We start from the raw sequence: 18,368 nt of genomic DNA on the forward strand, positions 1-18,368 counted from the left end.
TCACAGGCTGCTCCTCATGCGCGGGTTGAGAAGGAAATAGAGGACGTCGGCGATCAGGTTCATCAGGATGAAGCCGGCAGCCGTGCACATGACGACTCCCTGGACGACGGCATAGTCGCGGGTGAAGACCGCATCCACGATCAGCTTGCCGAAGCCGGGAATGGTGAAGATCTGCTCCGTCAGCACCGCACCCGCGAGCAATTCGCCGAAGAGCAGGGCACTGAGGGTCACGATGGGCAAGAGCGCGTTGCGGAAGGCGTGTTTCAGGATGACCACGTTTTCCAGAAGACCCTTGGCGCGGGCCGTGCGGACATAATCGGCCTTCAGCACACCGAGCATTGCCGAGCGCGTGTGGCGCATCAAGGTGGCGGCCAGTGCCGTGCCCAGTACGAAGGCGGGCATGATCATTGTCTGGAGCGACTTCAGCGGATCGACGAAGGGCGATTCATAGCCTGAGGCAGGCAGCCAGCCCAGGTGAACGGAGACCAGCATGATCAGCATGATGCCGAGCCAGAAATTCGGAATGGACAGACCGGACAGCGCCACGAAATTGGCGATGTAGTCGATGGCGGTGCCCTTGCGCACCGCGGACAGGATGCCGGCCGGAATGCCGATGGCAAAGGCGATGATCATCGCCATCACGGCGAGCTGGATCGTGACCGGCAGCTTGTCGGCAATAAGCTCCGTCACCGGCAGATTGGTCCGCAGCGAAATGCCGAGGTCGCCCTGCAGCATGGCCTTCATCCAGGAAAAATACTGGTAGAGGATCGGGTCGTTCAGCCGGTATTTCTCGCGAATGAACTCCAGCACAGCCGGATCGCGCTCTTCACCGGCAAGCACGAGTGCCGGGTCGCCGGGCAGCAGCTTCTGCAGCACGAACACGAAGATCGAGACCAGAATGAGCGTTGGGATGGCGATGACGAGCCGGCGCGCGATGTAGGACAGCATTCGGGCAAAATCCGTTTGGAACGGAACCCGGCCGAAGCCGGGTCCCGTCATCGGTGTGGTTACTTGAACTTGACGTTCTCGAGGCGGATCATGCCGTCCGGGAAGGCGGTGAAGCCTTCCAGCTTGCCGGACAGCGCCCAGATCCAGGTCGGGTGGTAGAGATAGATGATCGGCAATTCGTTGATCAGGATATCCCGTGCCGCGTCATATTTTGCCTTGCGCGTGGCGGTGTCGTTGCTCTGCCGGGCTTCGTCCAGCAGTTTGTCGACTTCGGGAATGCAGACCTTGGAATCGTTGATCCCGCCCTTGCAGGTCATGAACTGGTGGATGTTGCCGTCCGGATCGACACGGCCCGACCAGCCCACCTGGCTTGCCTGGTAGTTGCCGGCGGACTGGTCCGCCAGCAGGCTGGCAAATTCCATCGACTTCAGTTTGACGTTGAAACCGGCTTCCGCCGCCATCGACTGGACAACCTGCATCATCTGCGTCTGCACGGGGTTGTTGGCCACCTGCACCTCGACGTCGAGGCTGTCGTAGCCGGCTTCCTTCAGCAGGGCCTTTGCCTTTTCGACATCCCGGGCCGGTACCGGATAGTCCTTGTCGTACCAGGGGCTGGTTGGCGGGAACGGCTGGTTGCCGGGCGCAAAGGCACCTTCGAAGACAACCTGGTTGATCGCGTCACGGTCGAGCGACAGGCTGAAGGCCTGACGGATCTTCGGGTCGTTGCCGAAGGGGTTGTCACCCTTTTCACCGTTGTTGATGTTTACCGTGATGCCCTGGTAACCCAGGCTGACCGCTTCCGCAAAGCCGAGGTTGGCATCGCCCTTGACCGAGGCAACGTCGGTTGCCGCAAGGCGTTCCAGCATGTCGATGTCACCGGAGCGCAGGTTGGCAAGACGCACGGTGGTGTCCGGGATCGGCAGGAAAGTGACCGTGTCGAAGTTGATGGCGTCCTTGTTCCAGTAGTCTTCGAACTTGGACAGAACGATACGGTCCTGCTGGACGCGCTCAACGAACTTGAACGGGCCGGAACAGACCGGATTGTTGCCGAAATCGGCACCGGCAGCCTCGGCGGCGGTCGGCGATACCATCATGCCGGCGCGGTCGGCAAACTGGGCCAGCATTGTCGCGTCAGGTGCAGTCAAGGTGAATTTGACCTGAAGCGCGCCGGAAACCTCCACGCTCTCGATGGACTTGACCTCACTCTTGCGGCGGCTTTCCGGCAGGTTCTTCGAGCGCTCGATATTGGCCTTCACGGATTCTGCGTCAAATGGGGTGCCGTCATGGAAGGTCACGCCATCGCGCAGGTCCATGGTCAGAACCTTGCCGTCGTCGGACCAGGTCCAGCCGCTGGCAAGCTGCGGGATGATTTCCAGATCCGGCGTGATGTCGACCAGCTTGTCGCACAGCGAGGTGTAGACGATACGGCCGACAAAGGTCCGGGACTGATCGGGATCCAGCACGTCAGCATCGTCCTGCAGGCCGATGCGAAGATCGGCGGCCTGGGCGGCCGTTGCCAGGGTTGTTGCGCTGAGCAGCAGCGCGGCAAGGAAGTCCTTACGCATGTTTGTACTCCTATCGGAAGGGCTCGATTTATGGTCTTGTGGCCGTCGTCGGCTCTTTTTGTTGGCTTCGGGTCCGGAACAGCGCAAAGCGCTTTTCCGCATTTGGGCTCCTTGGCGGTTCCTGAACCGGGGACTGTCCGTCGTCCGCAATTTTTTCCCAGTGGTGGCAGGCAACGGTCCTGTCACCAGCAACGGGAACCGGCGCCGGCTTCTGCTGGCTGCAAAGATCTGTTGCGTGCGGACAACGCGGATGGAAGCGGCAGCCAGAGGGTGGATCGAGCGGCGAGGGCACGTCGCCAGAAAGGGCAGCCTTCATCGACCGGCCGTGAGGCGAGGCAATCGGGATCGCGCGCATCAGGGCCTGGGTGTAGGGATGCAGAGGCTTGTCGAACAGCGCGTCATTCGGCGCCAATTCGACGATTTCGCCCAGGTACATCACCGCCACCCGGTCGCTCATGTGGCGGATAACCGCCAGGTCGTGGGCAATCAGGATCAGCGTCAGGTCGAATTCCGACTTCAGGTCTTCCAGAAGATTGATCACCTGCGCCTGCACCGAAACATCCAGCGCCGAAACCGGCTCGTCGCCGACGATCACCTTGGGTCCGCTGGCAAGCGCCCGGGCAATACCGATGCGCTGGCGCTGGCCGCCGGAGAACTCGTGCGGATAGCGGTTGGCGAAGGCAGGACGAAGCCCGACCCTGTTCAGGAGGTCGGCAACCTTCTGCCGGCGTTCGGAACGGGTCAGCGTCGTGTGAACCTTCATCGGTTCCTCGATCAGCGCGCCGACGCTCATGCGCGGATTGAGCGAGGAGAACGGGTCCTGGAAAACGAACTGCAGATCCTTCCGCAACCGACGCATTTCCTGTTCGGAAAGGGCGGATATGTCGTTTCCGTCGTAAAGAACGGCACCGTCCGAAGGCGTCAGCAGGCGGACCAGAAGGCGGGCCAGAGTGGACTTGCCACAACCGCTTTCCCCGACGATGGAGAAGGTTTCACCCCGTTTGATGGCCAGTGACACACCGTTGACGGCACTGACCGAAGTCGCTGGTTTGAACAGGCTCTTGCGTCCGCCGAACCGCTTTGTGACGGCGCGTGTCTCGATGATCTTGTCCCGGGTCGTCAGGCTCATCCGGCGGCCTCCGCAAATGCGCTTTCCAGCGGTGCATAGTGACAGGCCGCCCGGTGGGAGGGGCCAAGTTCGGCGAGCGGCGGCGCGATGTCACAACGCGGGCCGGCAAAGGGGCAACGCGGGGCGAAGCGGCAGCCGTCGGGCATGTTGTCGATGGCGGGCACCATGCCGCCGATGGTTGCCAGCCTGCCGGAACGTGGCCCGACCGACGGAACTGAGCTCATCAGGCCGATGGTGTAGGGGTGCTGCGGATCGTCGAAAATCGCGGCAACCGGGCCTTCCTCCACCGCACGCCCGGCATACATCACACAGACGCGGTCGGCGATTTCGGCAACGACACCCAGATCGTGCGTGATCATGATCAGCGCCGTTCCGCTTTCCTTTTGCAGGTCCTCGATCAGGTCGATGATCTGGGCCTGAATGGTGACGTCCAGCGCGGTGGTGGGTTCGTCAGCGATCAGAAGAACCGGATCATTGGCAAGCGCCATGGCGATCATGACCCGCTGACGCATGCCGCCGGAAAGTTCATGCGGATAATCGTCCAGCCGGTTGGAGGCAGCCGGGATCTTGACCCTCTCCAGCATCTCCTGTGCCCGTGCGCGGGCCTGGGTCCGGGTCACCGGGCGGTGACGCAGCACGATCTCCGCAATCTGGTCGCCGATCCGGTAAGACGGATTGAGCGAGGTCATCGGTTCCTGGAAGATCATGGAAATGCGATCACCGCGCAGGTCGGCCAGAGCCCGTTGCGGCAAAGCCAGCAGATCCTGTCCGCCGAAGATTGCCGTTCCGGACATGACCCGGGCAACGCCCCGGGGCAGCAGACCCATCAGCGACAGGGCGGTCACGGACTTGCCGCAACCGCTCTCTCCGACGATGCACAGGGTCTCCCCCGGCCGGACGGCAAAGGACAGGCCATCAACGATGTTGGCCGGGGCGCCCTTGAAACGGAGCGAGAGGTCCTGAACCTCCAGGACGGGCGCGTTTTGAGGGGCGTTATCGGGAGCCTCAGTCGGCATTGGCCGCCTCGCTTGCACTCTGGAACAGGAGACGCTCCTGAAGCGCCAGCAGGTGGGCGCGCATGGTTTTTTCCGCAGTAATGGGGTCCCGGTTCGCAATGGCCGTGATGATGTCGACATGCTGTGCCCGGTAGAGTGTCAGGGCATCGTCGGTCCGCAGCGCTTCGCGCACGTGGCGCCAGGCGGTATCCTGCCGGACCCGGTCAACAACGTCGAAAAGGGCCAGGAACAGTGTGTTGCGGGCCGCCCGTGCGATCGCCCGGTGCAGCGCGCTGTCCCACAGTTCGCGGCTGTCCATGTCCTCCGCCTTGCCGACCCGGTCGGCTAGGTCGCTCATGGCGGCAATGTCGGAAGGGGCGGCGCGAAGGGCAGCCAGACGCGCCAGCACGGGTTCGATCTGCAACCGGACTTCCATCACCTCGAGCATGTTGGAATTTTCGTGCAGCGACAGGATCTGCTTTTCCGGTTCGGCAGGTTCGCTGCCGACAAAGGTTCCTGCTCCCTGTCTGCGCCAGATCTTGCCTTCGGTCTCCAGCACTTCCAGTGCGCGGCGCACTGCCCTGCGGCCGACACCGATGGTTTCGGACAATTCGCGCTCGGTCGGAAGCTGCTCCGCGCCCTCGGCCGTGAGCTGGTCCACGATGATCCGAAGGCGTTCCAAAGCCATGCTGGAATTGCGCTGGGAAGGTTTCTCGGTGCCGCTCATGCCATACCAATTCGAACCAATTTGAATTGGTTGCATTATTGGCGCGTTATTTTTAGCTGTGCAAGTAGTGCTTTTTGCCGGAATGCGTCCGAGGCTCAATTGGGATCCTGCCAGACCGGTCAGGAATAGGGAGGCGATGAGTTGACTGGATTTCTAATAAGTATTTGTAAAATAAAATAAAAATTATTCGTCGGCGAAGGGTTGGAAACTCCGGTCAAAGGCCTTCCTGGAGCAGCTGCCTGAAATTTGTGCTAGGGAACAAATTTTAATCGGTTCCGAAACTTCAGCAGGTTGTCTCCTGCGTTGAAATTTTATGTTGTCCGTGCACGAATAAGGGGGCGTTTGTTTCTCGAACAGGCGGTAAATTTACCTTTCTTTTCAAGAGAAACCGCGAATTTTGATGTTCTGGCTGCCGATTGGAACAAACTTCAAAATTGGTTCGTATGAGGCAGCTTGTTACTGCAGTCGTTTGTGGCGAAATTTTATGCGTGGCTGATCTTTGAGCTTTGCGGCGATTGACAAGAATTTTTTCTTCGGCGATCCTGATATCGAAATAGCGGCAATCGTTCAGCCGCACGGCAATTGCGCCCCGATCTGTCGCAGGTGACCACCTGCGGGTCGGGGTTTTTTTATGTTCAGCCCCCGCGGTTCACATCGTTCGGCTGAAGGGCAGGGTAAAACATGGCCTTTGGTGAAATACCGGTTGGCGTTCTGTTTTCGAAATCCGGTTCCTATGCCGCGATCGGGCAGGAAGGCTATTGGGGTGCCCGGATCGCCATCGATGAAATCAACGCCTCCGGCCTGTTCGATTTCCGCTTTCTGCGCGTGGATGGCGACCCGAAGGGTTCTGCCGAAAACTACGCCGTAGAAGCCGAAAGGATGATGCGCGAGGCTGGTTGCCGGCACATCATCGGCACCCAGACCTCGTCCTCCCGCAAGGAAGTGCTGCCGGTGATGGAGCGCGGCCGCGGGCTGCTCTGGTACACCACGCCGTATGAAGGCTTCGAAAGCCATGACCGGGTGGTCTACACCGGCGCCTGCCCGAACCAGGGCGTCGTCCCGCTCTTCCGCCACATCGTTCCGGAATCCGGTCGCCGGGCTTTCCTGCTCGGGTCCAATTACATCTGGGGCTGGGAAACCAACCGCATCGCCCGCGAGCTTCTAGCGGGATGTGACGGCGAAGTGCTGGGCGAGCGTTATGTTGCCATCGGCGACGAGAACATCGACCATCTGATCGTTGAAATTCGAGAAAAACGGCCGGATTTCATCTTCAACAACCTGATCGGTGAAAGCAGCTACGCCTTCCTGCGTGCCATGAAGCGGCTTGCAAAGGAAGATCCCGCCTTTGCGCCGAACCGTTGCCCGATCCTCAGTTGCAATCTGACGGAAGCCGAACTGCCCGTTCTGGGGGCGGCCGCGGAAGGGCTTGTGTCCACCTCGACCTATTTCGAAACGCTGGACACGCCGGAAAATCAGGATTTCCTGAGCCGTCTGGAAGGCCTGCGCGGCCCGGACGCGTCGATCTCCTCCATGTTTGTCGGGCCCTATGAGGCCGTCTGGCTGCTGGCCCGCGCCATCGAGGCCTGCGGCTCGGATGCGCCGGATCATGTCCTGGCGGAATTGTGCCGAAGGCCGCACCGGACCCCGTTGCGCGACATCCGCATCGACCCGCAAACGCAGCACGCCTACTTGCAGCCGCTGATCGCCGTGGTGGAAACCACCGGCCCGGAACGTCCGCGCTCCCGGTTCAGGATCATCGAAAAGACCTCCGGGCCGTTGGCACCAGACCCCTATCTGGTTCACTATGACCCGCTGGAAAGCAACGCCGGTTCGTCTGGTGACGCACCGGTTCCGGACAACGGCAACACGCCGAGATTGAGGCTGGTATCGTCATGAGCAGCCTGTTCCGCACCCCGAGTTTCCGCGGCTGGTCCGCGACGGTCCTGCACAAGCCGCATTCCGACAGGGATGCCGTCTGCCGTCAGCTTGACCGTCTGGGCATCGCAACCTCCACCGCCTGGCCCGAACTTCCGGAAGAAGCCCGTCAGGCCGATCTGGTGATCTTCGACGCCGATGCCGGCCATGATGCGCAATTCCCCTGGCCGGTGGAAGAGCTCCCGATGCCGATGATCGCGCTGATGGGCAGCGAGGCTCCGGGCCGCGTCGAATGGGCCATCCGGCGCGGTGCCATCGCTCATCTCAGCAAGCCCATCGCCTCCAGCGGTGTCTACGGTGCGCTGGTCGTGGCGACGCGAACCTTCGCCATGCGCCGCGCCTCCGAAGACAGGATCGCGAAACTGGAAGCCCGCCTTGCCTGCCGGCCCCAGGTGGCCGAAGCCATCATTCTGCTCATGCAGCACCAGGGCGGTGATGCCGAAACCGCCTACAAACTCTTGCAGGACATGGCGATGGCAAGCCGACAAACCATGGAAGACGTAGCGCTTGATCTGCTGGCGCGCTCAGGAGGGCAGAATGCCGGCCGACGTGAAGCCTGAAGCAATGCCAGAATCCGTGAAAGTTGCCGCCCCCGAAACCCCCAAAGGTGTCTGGCGCCGTCTCCTGCAAAGGAAACTTGCCGTATTCGCCCTGGGTCTGGTCGGCGTGATTGTCGGGGCTGCCGTATTCGCACCCTTCGTTGCGCCTTTCGATCCGGCGGAACAATTCTTCGAAGGCCTGACCCTGGAAGGCGCGCCCTTGCCGCCGGGCGAAACCTTCTGGCTGGGCACGGATCTGCTCGGCCGGGATCTCCTGTCGCGACTGATCTACGGCGCACAGACATCTCTGATCATCGGGGTCGTCGCCAACGGGATCGCCGTTGCGGTCGGCGCCTTTGTCGGCATTCTCGCCGGGTTCTTCCGCGGTTGGGTGGAAACGGTGCTGATGCGCTTCACCGATCTGATGATGGCCTTCCCGGCGCTGCTGCTCGCGATCACCCTGGCGGCCCTGTTCCGGCCCTCGCTCTGGATCGTTGCCATGGTGATTGCCATGGTCAACTGGGTGCAGATGGCGCGTGTCGTCTATACAGAAACCAGGTCGCTGTCGGAGCGCGAATTCATCCTGGCCGAACGGGCCATGGGCGCGGGTCTCTTCCGCATCCTGTTCCGCCACATCCTGCCGCATCTTCTGTCGACCATCGTCGTCTTCGGCACGCTCGGCATCTCGACGACCGTGCTTCTGGAAGCAACGCTCAGCTATCTCGGCATCGGCGTGCAGCCGCCAACCCCCTCCTGGGGCAACATCATCTACGAAAACCAGACTTATTTTACCTCGGCGCCCTGGCTGGTGTTCTTCCCGGGCGTGGCCATCATCGCGCTCGCGCTGGGCTTCAACCTGCTGGGCGACGCCCTGCGTGAGGTGCTCGATCCGACACAGAAGGGGAGGCACTGATCATGGGCGGTTATATTCTGCGCCGGGTGTTCCAGTCCGTGCTGATCCTCATCGGCATTACCTTCCTGACCTTCGTCCTGCTCTATCTGATCCCGGCTGATCCGGCCCGCCAGATCGCAGGCCGCAGCGCCACCGCGCAGACGGTCGAGAACATTCGCGAGCAGCTTGGCCTCAATCTGCCGTTCTACCAGCAGTATTTCCGTTATCTCACCGGACTGCTGCAGGGCGATCTCGGCCGGTCCTACCTGCAGAAGACCGAAGTCGGCGCGCTTATCTGGTCGCGTCTGCCGGCAACGCTTCTTCTCATGGTCGGCGCCATCGTGTGCGAACTGGCCATCGGACTTACCATGGGGCTCGTCGCAGCCCTGCGCCGGAACACGGCGACAGATACGAGCCTCATGGTCCTTTCCTTCGTCGGGGTGTCCTCGCCCCAGTTCGTGATCGGCATCTGCTGCTCTATGTCTTTTCGGTGCAGCTCGGCTGGTTCCCCATCGGCGGTTACGGCACTTTCATGCACATGGTGCTGCCGTCGCTGACCCTCGGGTTCCTGGGTGCCGGCTGGTACTCGCGCATGATGCGCTCCTCCATGATCGACGTGCTGCGCCAGGACTTCATCCGCACCGCCCGTGCCAAGGGCCTGAAACGCTGGCAGGTGCTGTTTGGTCACGCCCTTCCCAACGCCTTGCTGCCGATCATCGCCATGATCGGGATCGATATCGGCCTCTTCATGAGCGGCATAGTGGTGGTTGAAAGCGTGTTCGGCTGGCCGGGCATCGGCCAGCTCGCCTGGCAGGCCATCCAGAGGGTCGATATCCCCATCATCATGGGCGTCACGCTCGTATCCGCATTCGCGATCGTCGTCGGCAATTTCCTCGCCGACCTGATCGCCCCCCTGATTGATCCGAGGATCAAGCTGCGCTGACGCGCGGCAAGCGCCGGAAAACCGTCACCAGAGCGGCCCGGCAACTCACCGTAAGAACCGGAGGTTGGACTATGAAGAAGACAGTATTGGCAGGGGCTGCCGCCCTTCTTGCCGCCACCGCCCTGACATCGGCATCCGCTCTGGCGGACGACATCAAGCAGGGCGGATCGATGATCGTCACCTATAAGGACGACGTCTCGACGCTCGACCCGGCCATCGGCTACGACTGGCAGAACTGGTCGATGATCAAGAGCCTGTTCGACGGCCTGATGGACTATGAGCCCGGCACCACCAACCTGATGAAGGACCTTGCCGAGGACTACACGATTTCCGACGACGGCACGGTGTTCACTTTCAAGCTGCGCGAAGGCGTCAAGTTTCACAACGGCCGCGAAATGACGGCGGAAGACGTGAAATATTCGCTCGACCGCGTCACCAACCCGGCCACCCAGAGCCCGGGCGCCGGCTTCTTCGGCTCCATCAAGGGCTTTGATGCCATGGCGTCCGGCGATGCCACCAGCCTGGAAGGCGTCACCGTCGTCGATCCCTATACGGTCAAGATCGAGCTGTCCCGCCCGGACGCGACCTTCCTGCACGTGATGGCCATCAACTTCTCGTCCATCGTGCCGAAAGAGGCTGTGGAGGAATGGGGCGCCGACTTTGGCAAGCATCCGGTTGGCACCGGTGCGTTCTCTCTGGAAGAATGGACGCTCGGTCAGCGCCTGGTGTTCAAGCGCAACGAGGACTACTGGCGCGCAGGCGTGCCCAAGCTGGACGAAATCACCTTCGAGGTTGGCCAGGAGCCGGTGGTTGCGCTTCTGCGCCTGCAGCGCGGCGAAGCCGACATTCCAGGCGACGGCATTCCGCCCGCGAAGTTCCTGGAAGTGACCAAGGACCCGCAATACAAGGACCTGATCATCGAAGGTGGCCAGCTTCACACCGGCTATGTCACCATGAACGTGAAGATGCCGCCCTTCGACAAGCTGGAAGTGCGCAAGGCCGTCAACATGGCGATCAACAAGGATCGCGTGGTGCGCATCATCAACGGCCGTGCCGTTCCGGCAAACCAGCCGCTGCCGCCCACCATGCCGGGGTATGACAACGAGTACACCGGTTACGCTTACGACCCGGAAGCCGCCAAGGCGCTGCTGGCCGAGGCCGGTCTGGCTGACGGGTTCGAGACCGAACTCTATGTCTACAACACCGACCCGAACCCGCGTATTGCCCAGTCGATCCAGGCCGACCTTGCCGAAATCGGCATCAAGGCCGAAATCAAGGCACTGGCCCAGGCCAACGTGATCGCAGCCGGCGGCGAACCCGACCAGGCACCGATGATCTGGTCCGGCGGCATGGCCTGGATTGCCGACTTCCCGGACCCGTCCAACTTCTACGGCCCGATCCTGGGGTGTGCCGGTGCGGTCAAGGGCGGCTGGAACTGGTCCTGGTACTGCAACGAGGAGCTGGACAAGCAGGCAACCGCTGCCGACAGCATGACCGATCCGGCACAGAAGGCCGAGCGCGAGGAAGCCTGGCGCAAGATCTTCATCTCGGTGATGGACGATGCTGCCTGGGCACCGGTCTTCCACGAGCAGCGTTTCACGATGCGGTCCGAACGGCTGGGTGGCCCTGACGCCATCTTCGTCGATCCGGTCCACATTCCCGTCAACTACGACTACGTATGGGCGAAAGATGTGCAGTAACTGCAAGGCCGCTTACACGATCCACGCGGCACAGCACCACTTCGGTTGGGACAATTCCAATGCCCCGGCCGAAACGGTGGCACCGGGCACGGTGCTGGAATTCGAATGTCTCGACAGTTCGGCCGGGCAGCTGACGCCCGAAAGCACTGTCGAGGATGTTTCGACGCTGGATTTCGGCAAGATCAATCCGGTCAATGGCCCCATCTATGTGGATGGGGCCGAGCCGGGCGACGCACTGGTGGTCAAGATCCACGAGTTCAAGCCGTCCGGTTTCGGCTGGACCGCCAACATTCCGGGTTTCGGATTGCTGGCGGACCAGTTCAAGGATCCGGCCCTGCATGTCTGGTCCTATGACAAGGACAAGCTGGGCACGTCGGCCTTTGCACCGTTCGGCAAGGTTCCACTGAAACCGTTTGCAGGCACCATCGGTGTCGCTCCGGCGGAAGCGGGTCTTCATTCCATCGTTCCGCCCCGGCGGGTCGGTGGCAACATGGACATTCGCGACCTTGCCGCGGGAACCACGCTCTACCTGCCGGTGGAAGTTGCCGGAGCCCTGTTCTCCATCGGCGACACCCATGCGGCGCAGGGCGATGGCGAGGTCTGCGGAACCGCGATCGAAAGCCCGATGAACACGGTGGTTGAACTGGACCTGATCAAGGGGGCCAACCTCAACATGCCGCGGTTCGAAACCCCGGGCCCGGTCACCCGCCATCTCGACGAGATGGGCTACGAGGTCACCACCGGCATTGGCAGCGATCTGTTCGAGGGCGCTCAGGCAGCCGTTTCCAACATGATCGACCTTCTGTGCGCCCGTCACGGCTACAGTGCGGTCGATGCCTACATGCTGTGCTCGGTCTGCGGCGATCTCAGGATTTCGGAAATCGTGGACATGCCCAACTGGGTGGTCTCGTTCTACTTCCCGAAAGTCGTTCTCCAGTGATGCAGCCGGGCGGCGGTGCTCGCCGCCGCCCGTTTTTTCAGAGTTCAAGAAAGACCAGGACGTCCGGATGTCCAGCCAGCCAGACCACGAAACCGTAGCCGAAGACGTCGTTCTTTCCGTCAGAAACCTGCGCACGGATGTCGCAACGCCTTCCGGCCGCAAGACTGTGGTCAAGGGCCTGTCGTTTGATTTGAAGCGCGGCGAAACCCTGTGTATCGCGGGCGAATCCGGCTCCGGAAAGTCGATCACGGCTCTTTCCATCATGGCACTTCTGCCCGAGCCGATGGCCCGGGTCTCCGGCGGCGAGGTTCTGTTTCAGGGCAAGGACCTGACCAAACTTCCCGAGGATGCCATGCGCCGCATTCGCGGCGGCGACATCGCCATGATCTTTCAGGAGCCGATGACCTCGCTCAATCCCGTTCTGACGGTTGGCCGACAATTGCGAGAGGCGATCCTGGCCCATCAGGACGTCACCGGAAGCGAAGCCAACAAGCGCGCGCTGGCAATGCTGGAATCGGTGCGCCTGTCGGAACCGGCACGGCGGCTGAAACAATATCCGCACGAGCTTTCCGGCGGCATGCGCCAGCGGGTGATGATCGCCATGGCGCTGGCCTGCAATCCGAAGGTGCTGATTGCAGATGAGCCGACGACGGCGCTCGACGTGACGATCCAGGCGCAGATCCTGCAGCTGATCCGCGACCTGCAGCGTGATTTCGGCACGGCCGTCATCATGATCACCCACGACATGGGTGTCGTGGCCGAAATGGCCGACCGGGTGATCGTCATGAACCACGGCAATATCGTGGAAACCGGCACGGCTTCCGACGTCTTCGAACGTCCGGCGGATACATACACACGGCACCTTCTGGACGCCGTGCCCAAGCTTGGCGCCATGACCGGTGTCGACAGCGCGGCTCGCAAAACGGACCAGCCGGAAGCACCCGTTCTCGAGGTGGAAGATCTTGTCGTCCGCTTCGATCTGCACGGCGGCTTGCTCAACCGGGTGACGTCCCGCGTGCATGCGGTCGAGGGCGTCTCTTTTCATCTGGCTCCAGGCGAGACCCTGGGTCTCGTCGGAGAAAGCGGCTGCGGCAAGTCCACCATCGGCAAGGCGCTTATGAACCTGGTGCCCTGGGAAGGAAGCATCCGGATCGCCGGACAGCACGTCGGCATTGGCAGCGCGCAGGAACAGCAGCGCCGCAGGCGCGACATGCAGATGATCTTTCAGGATCCCTATGCCTCGCTCGATCCACGCATGACTGTTGGCGATATTGTCGGAGAACCTCTGGTGATCCACGGTCTGGCGCGCGGCAAGGAGCTGAAGGACAGGGTGGTGTCTCTGTTCGAGCGGGTCGGCCTGCCGGCCGAGATGATGACCCGCCATCCGCACGAATTTTCAGGCGGCCAGCGCCAGCGTATCTGCATTGCCCGCGCCCTGGCGCTCTCGCCCAAGGTTATCGTCGCGGATGAAAGCGTTTCGGCGCTCGATGTCTCGGTTCAGGCCCGTGTCCTTGATCTTCTCCAGGAACTGCAGGAGGATCTGGGGCTCTCCTATCTGTTCATTTCCCATGACATGGCGGTCGTCGAGCAGGTTTCGCACCGCATTGCGGTCATGTATCTCGGTCAGATCGTCGAGATGGGCACGCGCCGCCAGGTTTTTGAAAACCCGCAGCACGAATACACCAGGCGGCTGATGAAGGCGGTGCCGATCCCCGATCCTAAACGCCGGCGCACCGTTTTCGATGTGCCGACGGGCGAAATCCCCTCACCAGTTTTGCCGCTCGGGCAATCGGTTGAGCGGGTGCGCTACACAGATGTCGGCGACCGGCACCTGGTGGCGGTTGCCTGAAACCCCAGGGCCAGGCGTGGGACTTGCGGCGCTATTCCCCGGCAAGTTCCTCGATTATGGGTGACGGCATGAAACTGTAATAGAAGGCGCTCAAGTCGACCGGAGCCACGGCCAGGCAGGCGTTCACAAGGCGTTCGATCTCCGCGCGAGTGGACCCCCGGGTGCGTTCTTCGATAAGTTTCACGTGCAGCCGTTCCAATGCCTGCCATTCCTTTGTTCGGGCAAGTGCCTCATCGCCGACAAGAGCGTATAGAGTTGCGGGCTGAGCCTTGCCCTTGAGTGCAATCGACCCTGCTTCGAGAAGGGCCATGGACTTGCACGCGGTGGCGGTTGTTTGCGACAGCAGGATAGGCCAACCTACCTGCTTGCAGGATGTCTCGATCCTGGACGCAACGTTGACGGCGTCACCGATCACCGAATAGTTGAACCGCGAATTCGACCCCATGTTGCCGACGCAACTAGGCCCGCTGTTCAGGCCGATGCCAATATGGACGTCACCCAATTTGTAGGGGCCGGACTTGAAGCCGAAGGCGTCTCGCTCGTTGAGTTCCTTGACGATGCTTATCATGTCCAGAGCAGCATGGGCGGCCTTGACCGGATGATCGGCAACGTCAAGTGGCGCGTTCCAGAACGCCATGATTGAATCGCCAATATATTTGTCGATTGCGCCTTCCCGTTTCTGGATGCTTTCGGAAAGCGGGGACAGCAGACTGTTGAGGAATGCGACGACCTCCTCGGGGGGCAGTTTTTCGGATATCGGCGTAAACCCCCTCACGTCCATGAACATCATCGTCATGTAGCGGATTTCACCACCAAGTCGCAGCGTTTGAGGCTGTTCCTCCAGCTTTTTGAGCAGGTCCGGTGCGAGATAGCGCTGGAACGCCCTTCGGACAAACCGCTTTTCCCGCTCCGTGAAGGCGAACATCAAGATTGTGGTCAGCAGAAAAATAAGCCCGGAAACCAGCATGGGAAAGACCGGATCCACAAGGAGACCATAGCTGGCGAAGGCAAGCCAGCTTCCGCCGCTTACGACCGCGCTCAGGACGGCGCCAACGGTGGCCGATGGGATCGCGCCCGTGGACGGCAATATGGCACCGATAATGAGCGTAACGATGAACAACGCCGCGATTTCAGCGCCGGTCGCCCAATCGGGACGGTTGAGAAACGTATTCGACAGGATCTGATCAATGATCTGCTGATGCATGAAAACACCGGGAACGCTCTCGCCGAGTGCCGTGAGCCTGATGTCTCGCAGCCCGGCGGCCGACGATCCGAAAAGGATGATGTGGCCTTCGATCAGGGGGGCCAGCTCCTCGTCCGACAGATTCAGAAGATCCTTTGCAGAGAGATAGAGAGACGGGTCATTGTGCGAATAATAAATCAGCAGATGACCATTGGCTGTCACCGGAACCTGAAACTCTCCGACCTTGAATTCGGTCATGGCGAGTGTTCCTGCACTGAACTCGCCGCTCGCTTCCGACGTTTTCAGAATGAAGGTTTTGGCGCCGAGCGCGACACGAAGCGTCTCAAGTGCCAGGGCCGGGTATTTTTCGCCGTTCGGGCCGGCAATGAACATCGGCACCTGTCGCACCACTCCGTCGGAATCCGCCTGCCCAAGTGAAATCGAACCACTTCCTTCCGCGACCGCCTGATAGGGAGGTAAGCTCATCACGCTGCCTCTGATCGGGTTGAGGAGCGGTGTCGGATCTTCCCCGAGGACGACGTAGGCGGCCTTGGCATCGGGCAATCCCATTGCCGATCTGGGTTCGTTGAAAAATCCAAGGATCGTCGGCAGCCCGGCCATTGCCTGAACGAAAACGGCATCATTGTCCGGGATTCCGGAAAGCAGTGGCTTGATTTGGTTGCGGCCGGGCCAGCCGCGCTCCTCCAGCTCCCGCAAAAATCCCGCCGGGCCTGTCCGGTCAGGTTCGGAAAACACCATGTCAAAGGCAACGCAGGCAGCGCCAAGGCTCTGAATGCGCTTCAGAAGTTTGGCAATCTGTGTACGCGGCCACGGCCATTGGCCAAGCTGCGCAATCGACTCCTCGTCGATGTCGACAATCCGGATCGGTTGGCCCAGAGCCCCCCTTGGTTTGAATCGCTGGTAGGTATCGAAGGTGATCCAGCGCAGGGATGCAATGAATGGGGGATCGGACAGGCGCAGTTCACGGGCGCCGAAAAGGAGGATCAGCGTCAGACCCAGGACGAAAACGTGCCTGTTGCGTAGCAAGTTGAAAAGCGTCTTTCCCACCGGCATGCCCCTGATTGACACGGGTGTTCGGCAGTCGCGACACCGTTCCCATGTCCGATGCCCACTCTACGCTAGAATACGCAATTCGGAAAAAAATCTACCTTGACAAAAAGACCCGTATTTGAATTGAGCAACTAGCAATGATTCGTTTAATGGTTAGGGATGTGTTAAAATCAGCTCGGTTGGGCTGGAGTGGGAGTTATGAGGTTTGCCCCGGTTTTTATAATTTTATTATTATCCATCGTTGGTTCGACGGCGTCGTTGGCCGATAAGGTTGGCACAACTGTTGATGCAAGCAAGACCGTCAAGGCGACGGGTGGGAGCAACTCCCGCATCCTGGCTTCAAAAACGTCCATTTTCAGGAACGACCGGTTGCGGGCCAACTCCAGCGGAAACGCACAGATCCGGCTGATTGACGGCACCAAGATTGTTGTCGGACCCAATGCGGATGTGAAGATCGATGACTTTGTGATCACGGGGCAGACTGTAACCAAGCTTACTGTAAGTGCCACGCGCGGCGCCTTCCGCTTCATCAGCGGGCGCAGCAAATCTTCCGCCTACAGCATCAGGACACCGAATGGCACGATCGGTGTGCGAGGCACGGCCTTCGATGTGACGATCACGCCTCAGGGAACCAATGTCGCCCTGTTGCGCGGCACGATCAGGGCGTGCGACAGGAGCGGGCGCTGCCAGATAGTCAGAAACCGGTGTGACTATGTGCTGATCGGTCGGCGCGGCGTGAAAATGGATCGGCTGAATTCGGATTCGCTCAGGAATCGGTCGAAGTCACTCTTTCCGCTACTCGTGAATGAGTCGAACCTGAACAAACAGTTCAGGCAGCGCGGGTCTGGATGCACCGTAAAAAATGCAAGGCTGGCACCCGATCGGGCTCCCGAGCAGCAACCCAGGAACATTTTCCGCGCCCTCTTCAGTACGCGACAACCAACCATCAACTTGAACAGTCCCGAGCGGAACAGCCCAGAGCCGAACAGCCCAGAGCCGAACAGCCCCGAGCCGAGCAATTCCGTCTCCAATTCACCAGAACCGGCGGCACAGCCTGGCAGCGAGCCTGCGAGTGCTGGCGTTCCCAACAATCCGGGCAACGGCAATGCTGTCGGCAATGCGGGAGAAAAATTCTCCAACGGCTCACGCGGAAACAGTTCAAACGCACCCGGCCAGAGCAGCGATTCACCGGGCAGGAGCGGCAGCTCACCGGGAGAAAACAGACAGGCCGGCAACCAGGCTGAACGCCGCAACAATTAGCCTTTTTGTCAGGCGGGCGGTGCGCCGATGGCGTCCGGATGGGCGTCCTTGAACGCGTCGAGCGCTTCCGCGGCGGCGGCCACGCGCAGGATTTTCGGAAAACCGGACACATCCACACCCCAGCGGTTGGCATTATAAAGCTGAGGCATCAGGCAGCAGTCGGCCATGGTCGGCGTGTCGCCGTGGCAGAACGGGCCGTTGTCATCCAGAAGGGTCTCGAAGGCGGCAAGGCCCTTGCCGATGAAGCGCTGCATCCAGGCTTTCTTGGCATCATCGCCACCGCCGGTCAGCTCAGCCACATGGCCGACAATGCCGAGATTGCAGACCGGGTGGATTTCCATGGCAATGGCATAGGACAGCTGGCGCACCCTGTACTGGCCATCGACGTCTTCCGGCATCAAGGTGGAACCGGGTGTCGTTGCGTGCAGATATTCGATGATGGCCAGCGACTGCGTCAGTGTCTTGCCGTCGACAATCAGCGCCGGCAGCAGGCCCTGAGGGTTGAGAGCGAGATAGTCGTCGTCCAGATGAGCCCGGGTCAGAAGGTTCACCGGCCTGTATTCGGCCTCGAGCTTCAGCAGGTTGAGCGCAATGCGCACGCGGTAGCTCGCCGAGGACCGCCAGTAGTCATATAAAACAATATCTTTTGCCACGAATCCCTCCCAGCAACACGGTGTGCATTGATACACTTA

At 60.8% G+C, this 18,368-nt stretch carries 14 protein-coding genes and 1 pseudogene; 8 read left to right on the top strand and 7 right to left on the bottom strand.

All coding sequences use genetic code 11. From position 1 onward, the window contains the following. From SIAM614_RS25365 to SIAM614_RS25385, 5 genes are read right to left on the bottom strand one after another with little or no spacing between them, the layout of a single operon-like run. Positions 1–948, bottom strand: coding sequence for an ABC transporter permease (locus SIAM614_RS25365; protein WP_040441134.1), 948 nt, complete (start codon positions 946–948; stop codon positions 1–3). Positions 949–1,007: 59 nt separating this feature from the next. Next, positions 1,008–2,513 carry an ABC transporter substrate-binding protein gene (locus SIAM614_RS25370; RefSeq protein WP_006938986.1) on the bottom strand — a complete coding sequence of 502 codons (1,506 nt, stop codon included), beginning with the start codon at positions 2,511–2,513 and terminating at the stop codon, positions 1,008–1,010. 28 nt (positions 2,514–2,541) lie between these two features. Next, complete coding sequence (locus SIAM614_RS25375; protein WP_006938987.1) at positions 2,542–3,642, bottom strand: ABC transporter ATP-binding protein; 1,101 nt, start codon at positions 3,640–3,642, stop codon at positions 2,542–2,544. After that, a complete protein-coding gene (locus SIAM614_RS25380; protein ID WP_006938989.1) occupies positions 3,639–4,658 on the bottom strand; it encodes an ABC transporter ATP-binding protein in 1,020 nt (339 codons plus the stop codon). Before SIAM614_RS25380 ends, SIAM614_RS25375 begins: the two co-directional genes overlap by 4 nt. After that, positions 4,648–5,364, bottom strand: coding sequence for a FadR/GntR family transcriptional regulator (locus SIAM614_RS25385; protein ID WP_006938990.1), 717 nt, complete (start codon positions 5,362–5,364; stop codon positions 4,648–4,650). Before SIAM614_RS25385 ends, SIAM614_RS25380 begins: the two co-directional genes overlap by 11 nt. A gap of 681 nt (positions 5,365–6,045) precedes the next feature. Between SIAM614_RS25385 and SIAM614_RS25390 the strand changes: the two genes are divergently transcribed. The 7 genes and pseudogenes from SIAM614_RS25390 (at position 6,046) to SIAM614_RS25420 (ending at position 14,162) form a co-directional block, all read left to right on the top strand. After that, positions 6,046–7,260, top strand: coding sequence for a transporter substrate-binding domain-containing protein (locus tag SIAM614_RS25390; protein ID WP_006938991.1), 1,215 nt, complete (start codon positions 6,046–6,048; stop codon positions 7,258–7,260). Further along, positions 7,257–7,859 carry an ANTAR domain-containing response regulator gene (locus tag SIAM614_RS25395; protein ID WP_006938992.1) on the top strand — a complete coding sequence of 201 codons (603 nt, stop codon included), beginning with the start codon at positions 7,257–7,259 and terminating at the stop codon, positions 7,857–7,859. Before SIAM614_RS25390 ends, SIAM614_RS25395 begins: the two co-directional genes overlap by 4 nt. A gap of 4 nt (positions 7,860–7,863) precedes the next feature. After that, a complete protein-coding gene (locus SIAM614_RS25400; RefSeq protein ID WP_085956417.1) occupies positions 7,864–8,751 on the top strand; it encodes an ABC transporter permease in 888 nt (295 codons plus the stop codon). A 2-nt stretch (positions 8,752–8,753) separates the two neighbouring features. After that, positions 8,754–9,673: pseudogene (locus SIAM614_RS31495) on the top strand (ABC transporter permease). A 71-nt stretch (positions 9,674–9,744) separates the two neighbouring features. Then, on the top strand, positions 9,745–11,373 hold the full coding sequence (locus tag SIAM614_RS25410) for an ABC transporter substrate-binding protein (RefSeq protein ID WP_006938999.1): 1,629 nt from the start codon (positions 9,745–9,747) through the stop codon (positions 11,371–11,373). Continuing rightward, entirely contained in the window at positions 11,363–12,313 is a 951-nt protein-coding gene (locus SIAM614_RS25415; protein ID WP_006939000.1) for an acetamidase/formamidase family protein, read from the top strand. The genes SIAM614_RS25410 and SIAM614_RS25415 overlap by 11 nt, the downstream gene beginning before the upstream one ends. A 67-nt stretch (positions 12,314–12,380) precedes the next feature. Continuing rightward, positions 12,381–14,162 carry an ABC transporter ATP-binding protein gene (locus tag SIAM614_RS25420; RefSeq protein WP_006939001.1) on the top strand — a complete coding sequence of 594 codons (1,782 nt, stop codon included), beginning with the start codon at positions 12,381–12,383 and terminating at the stop codon, positions 14,160–14,162. A gap of 31 nt (positions 14,163–14,193) precedes the next feature. Here the strand turns inward: SIAM614_RS25420 and SIAM614_RS25425 are convergent, their stop codons facing one another. After that, on the bottom strand, positions 14,194–16,413 hold the full coding sequence (locus tag SIAM614_RS25425; protein WP_198137407.1) for a CHASE2 domain-containing protein: 2,220 nt from the start codon (positions 16,411–16,413) through the stop codon (positions 14,194–14,196). A gap of 201 nt (positions 16,414–16,614) precedes the next feature. Here SIAM614_RS25425 and SIAM614_RS30880 point away from each other — a divergent pair, with 201 nt between their 5' ends. Continuing rightward, a complete protein-coding gene (locus SIAM614_RS30880; protein ID WP_081455351.1) occupies positions 16,615–17,676 on the top strand; it encodes a FecR family protein in 1,062 nt (353 codons plus the stop codon). An 8-nt stretch (positions 17,677–17,684) separates the two neighbouring features. Here the strand turns inward: SIAM614_RS30880 and maiA are convergent, their stop codons facing one another. Continuing rightward, entirely contained in the window at positions 17,685–18,329 is a 645-nt protein-coding gene (gene maiA / locus SIAM614_RS25435) for a maleylacetoacetate isomerase (RefSeq protein ID WP_040441121.1), read from the bottom strand. Positions 18,330–18,368: the final 39 nt, after the last annotated feature.

The organism is Roseibium aggregatum IAM 12614 (assembly GCF_000168975.1).
Lineage (GTDB): Bacteria > Pseudomonadota > Alphaproteobacteria > Rhizobiales > Stappiaceae > Roseibium > Roseibium aggregatum.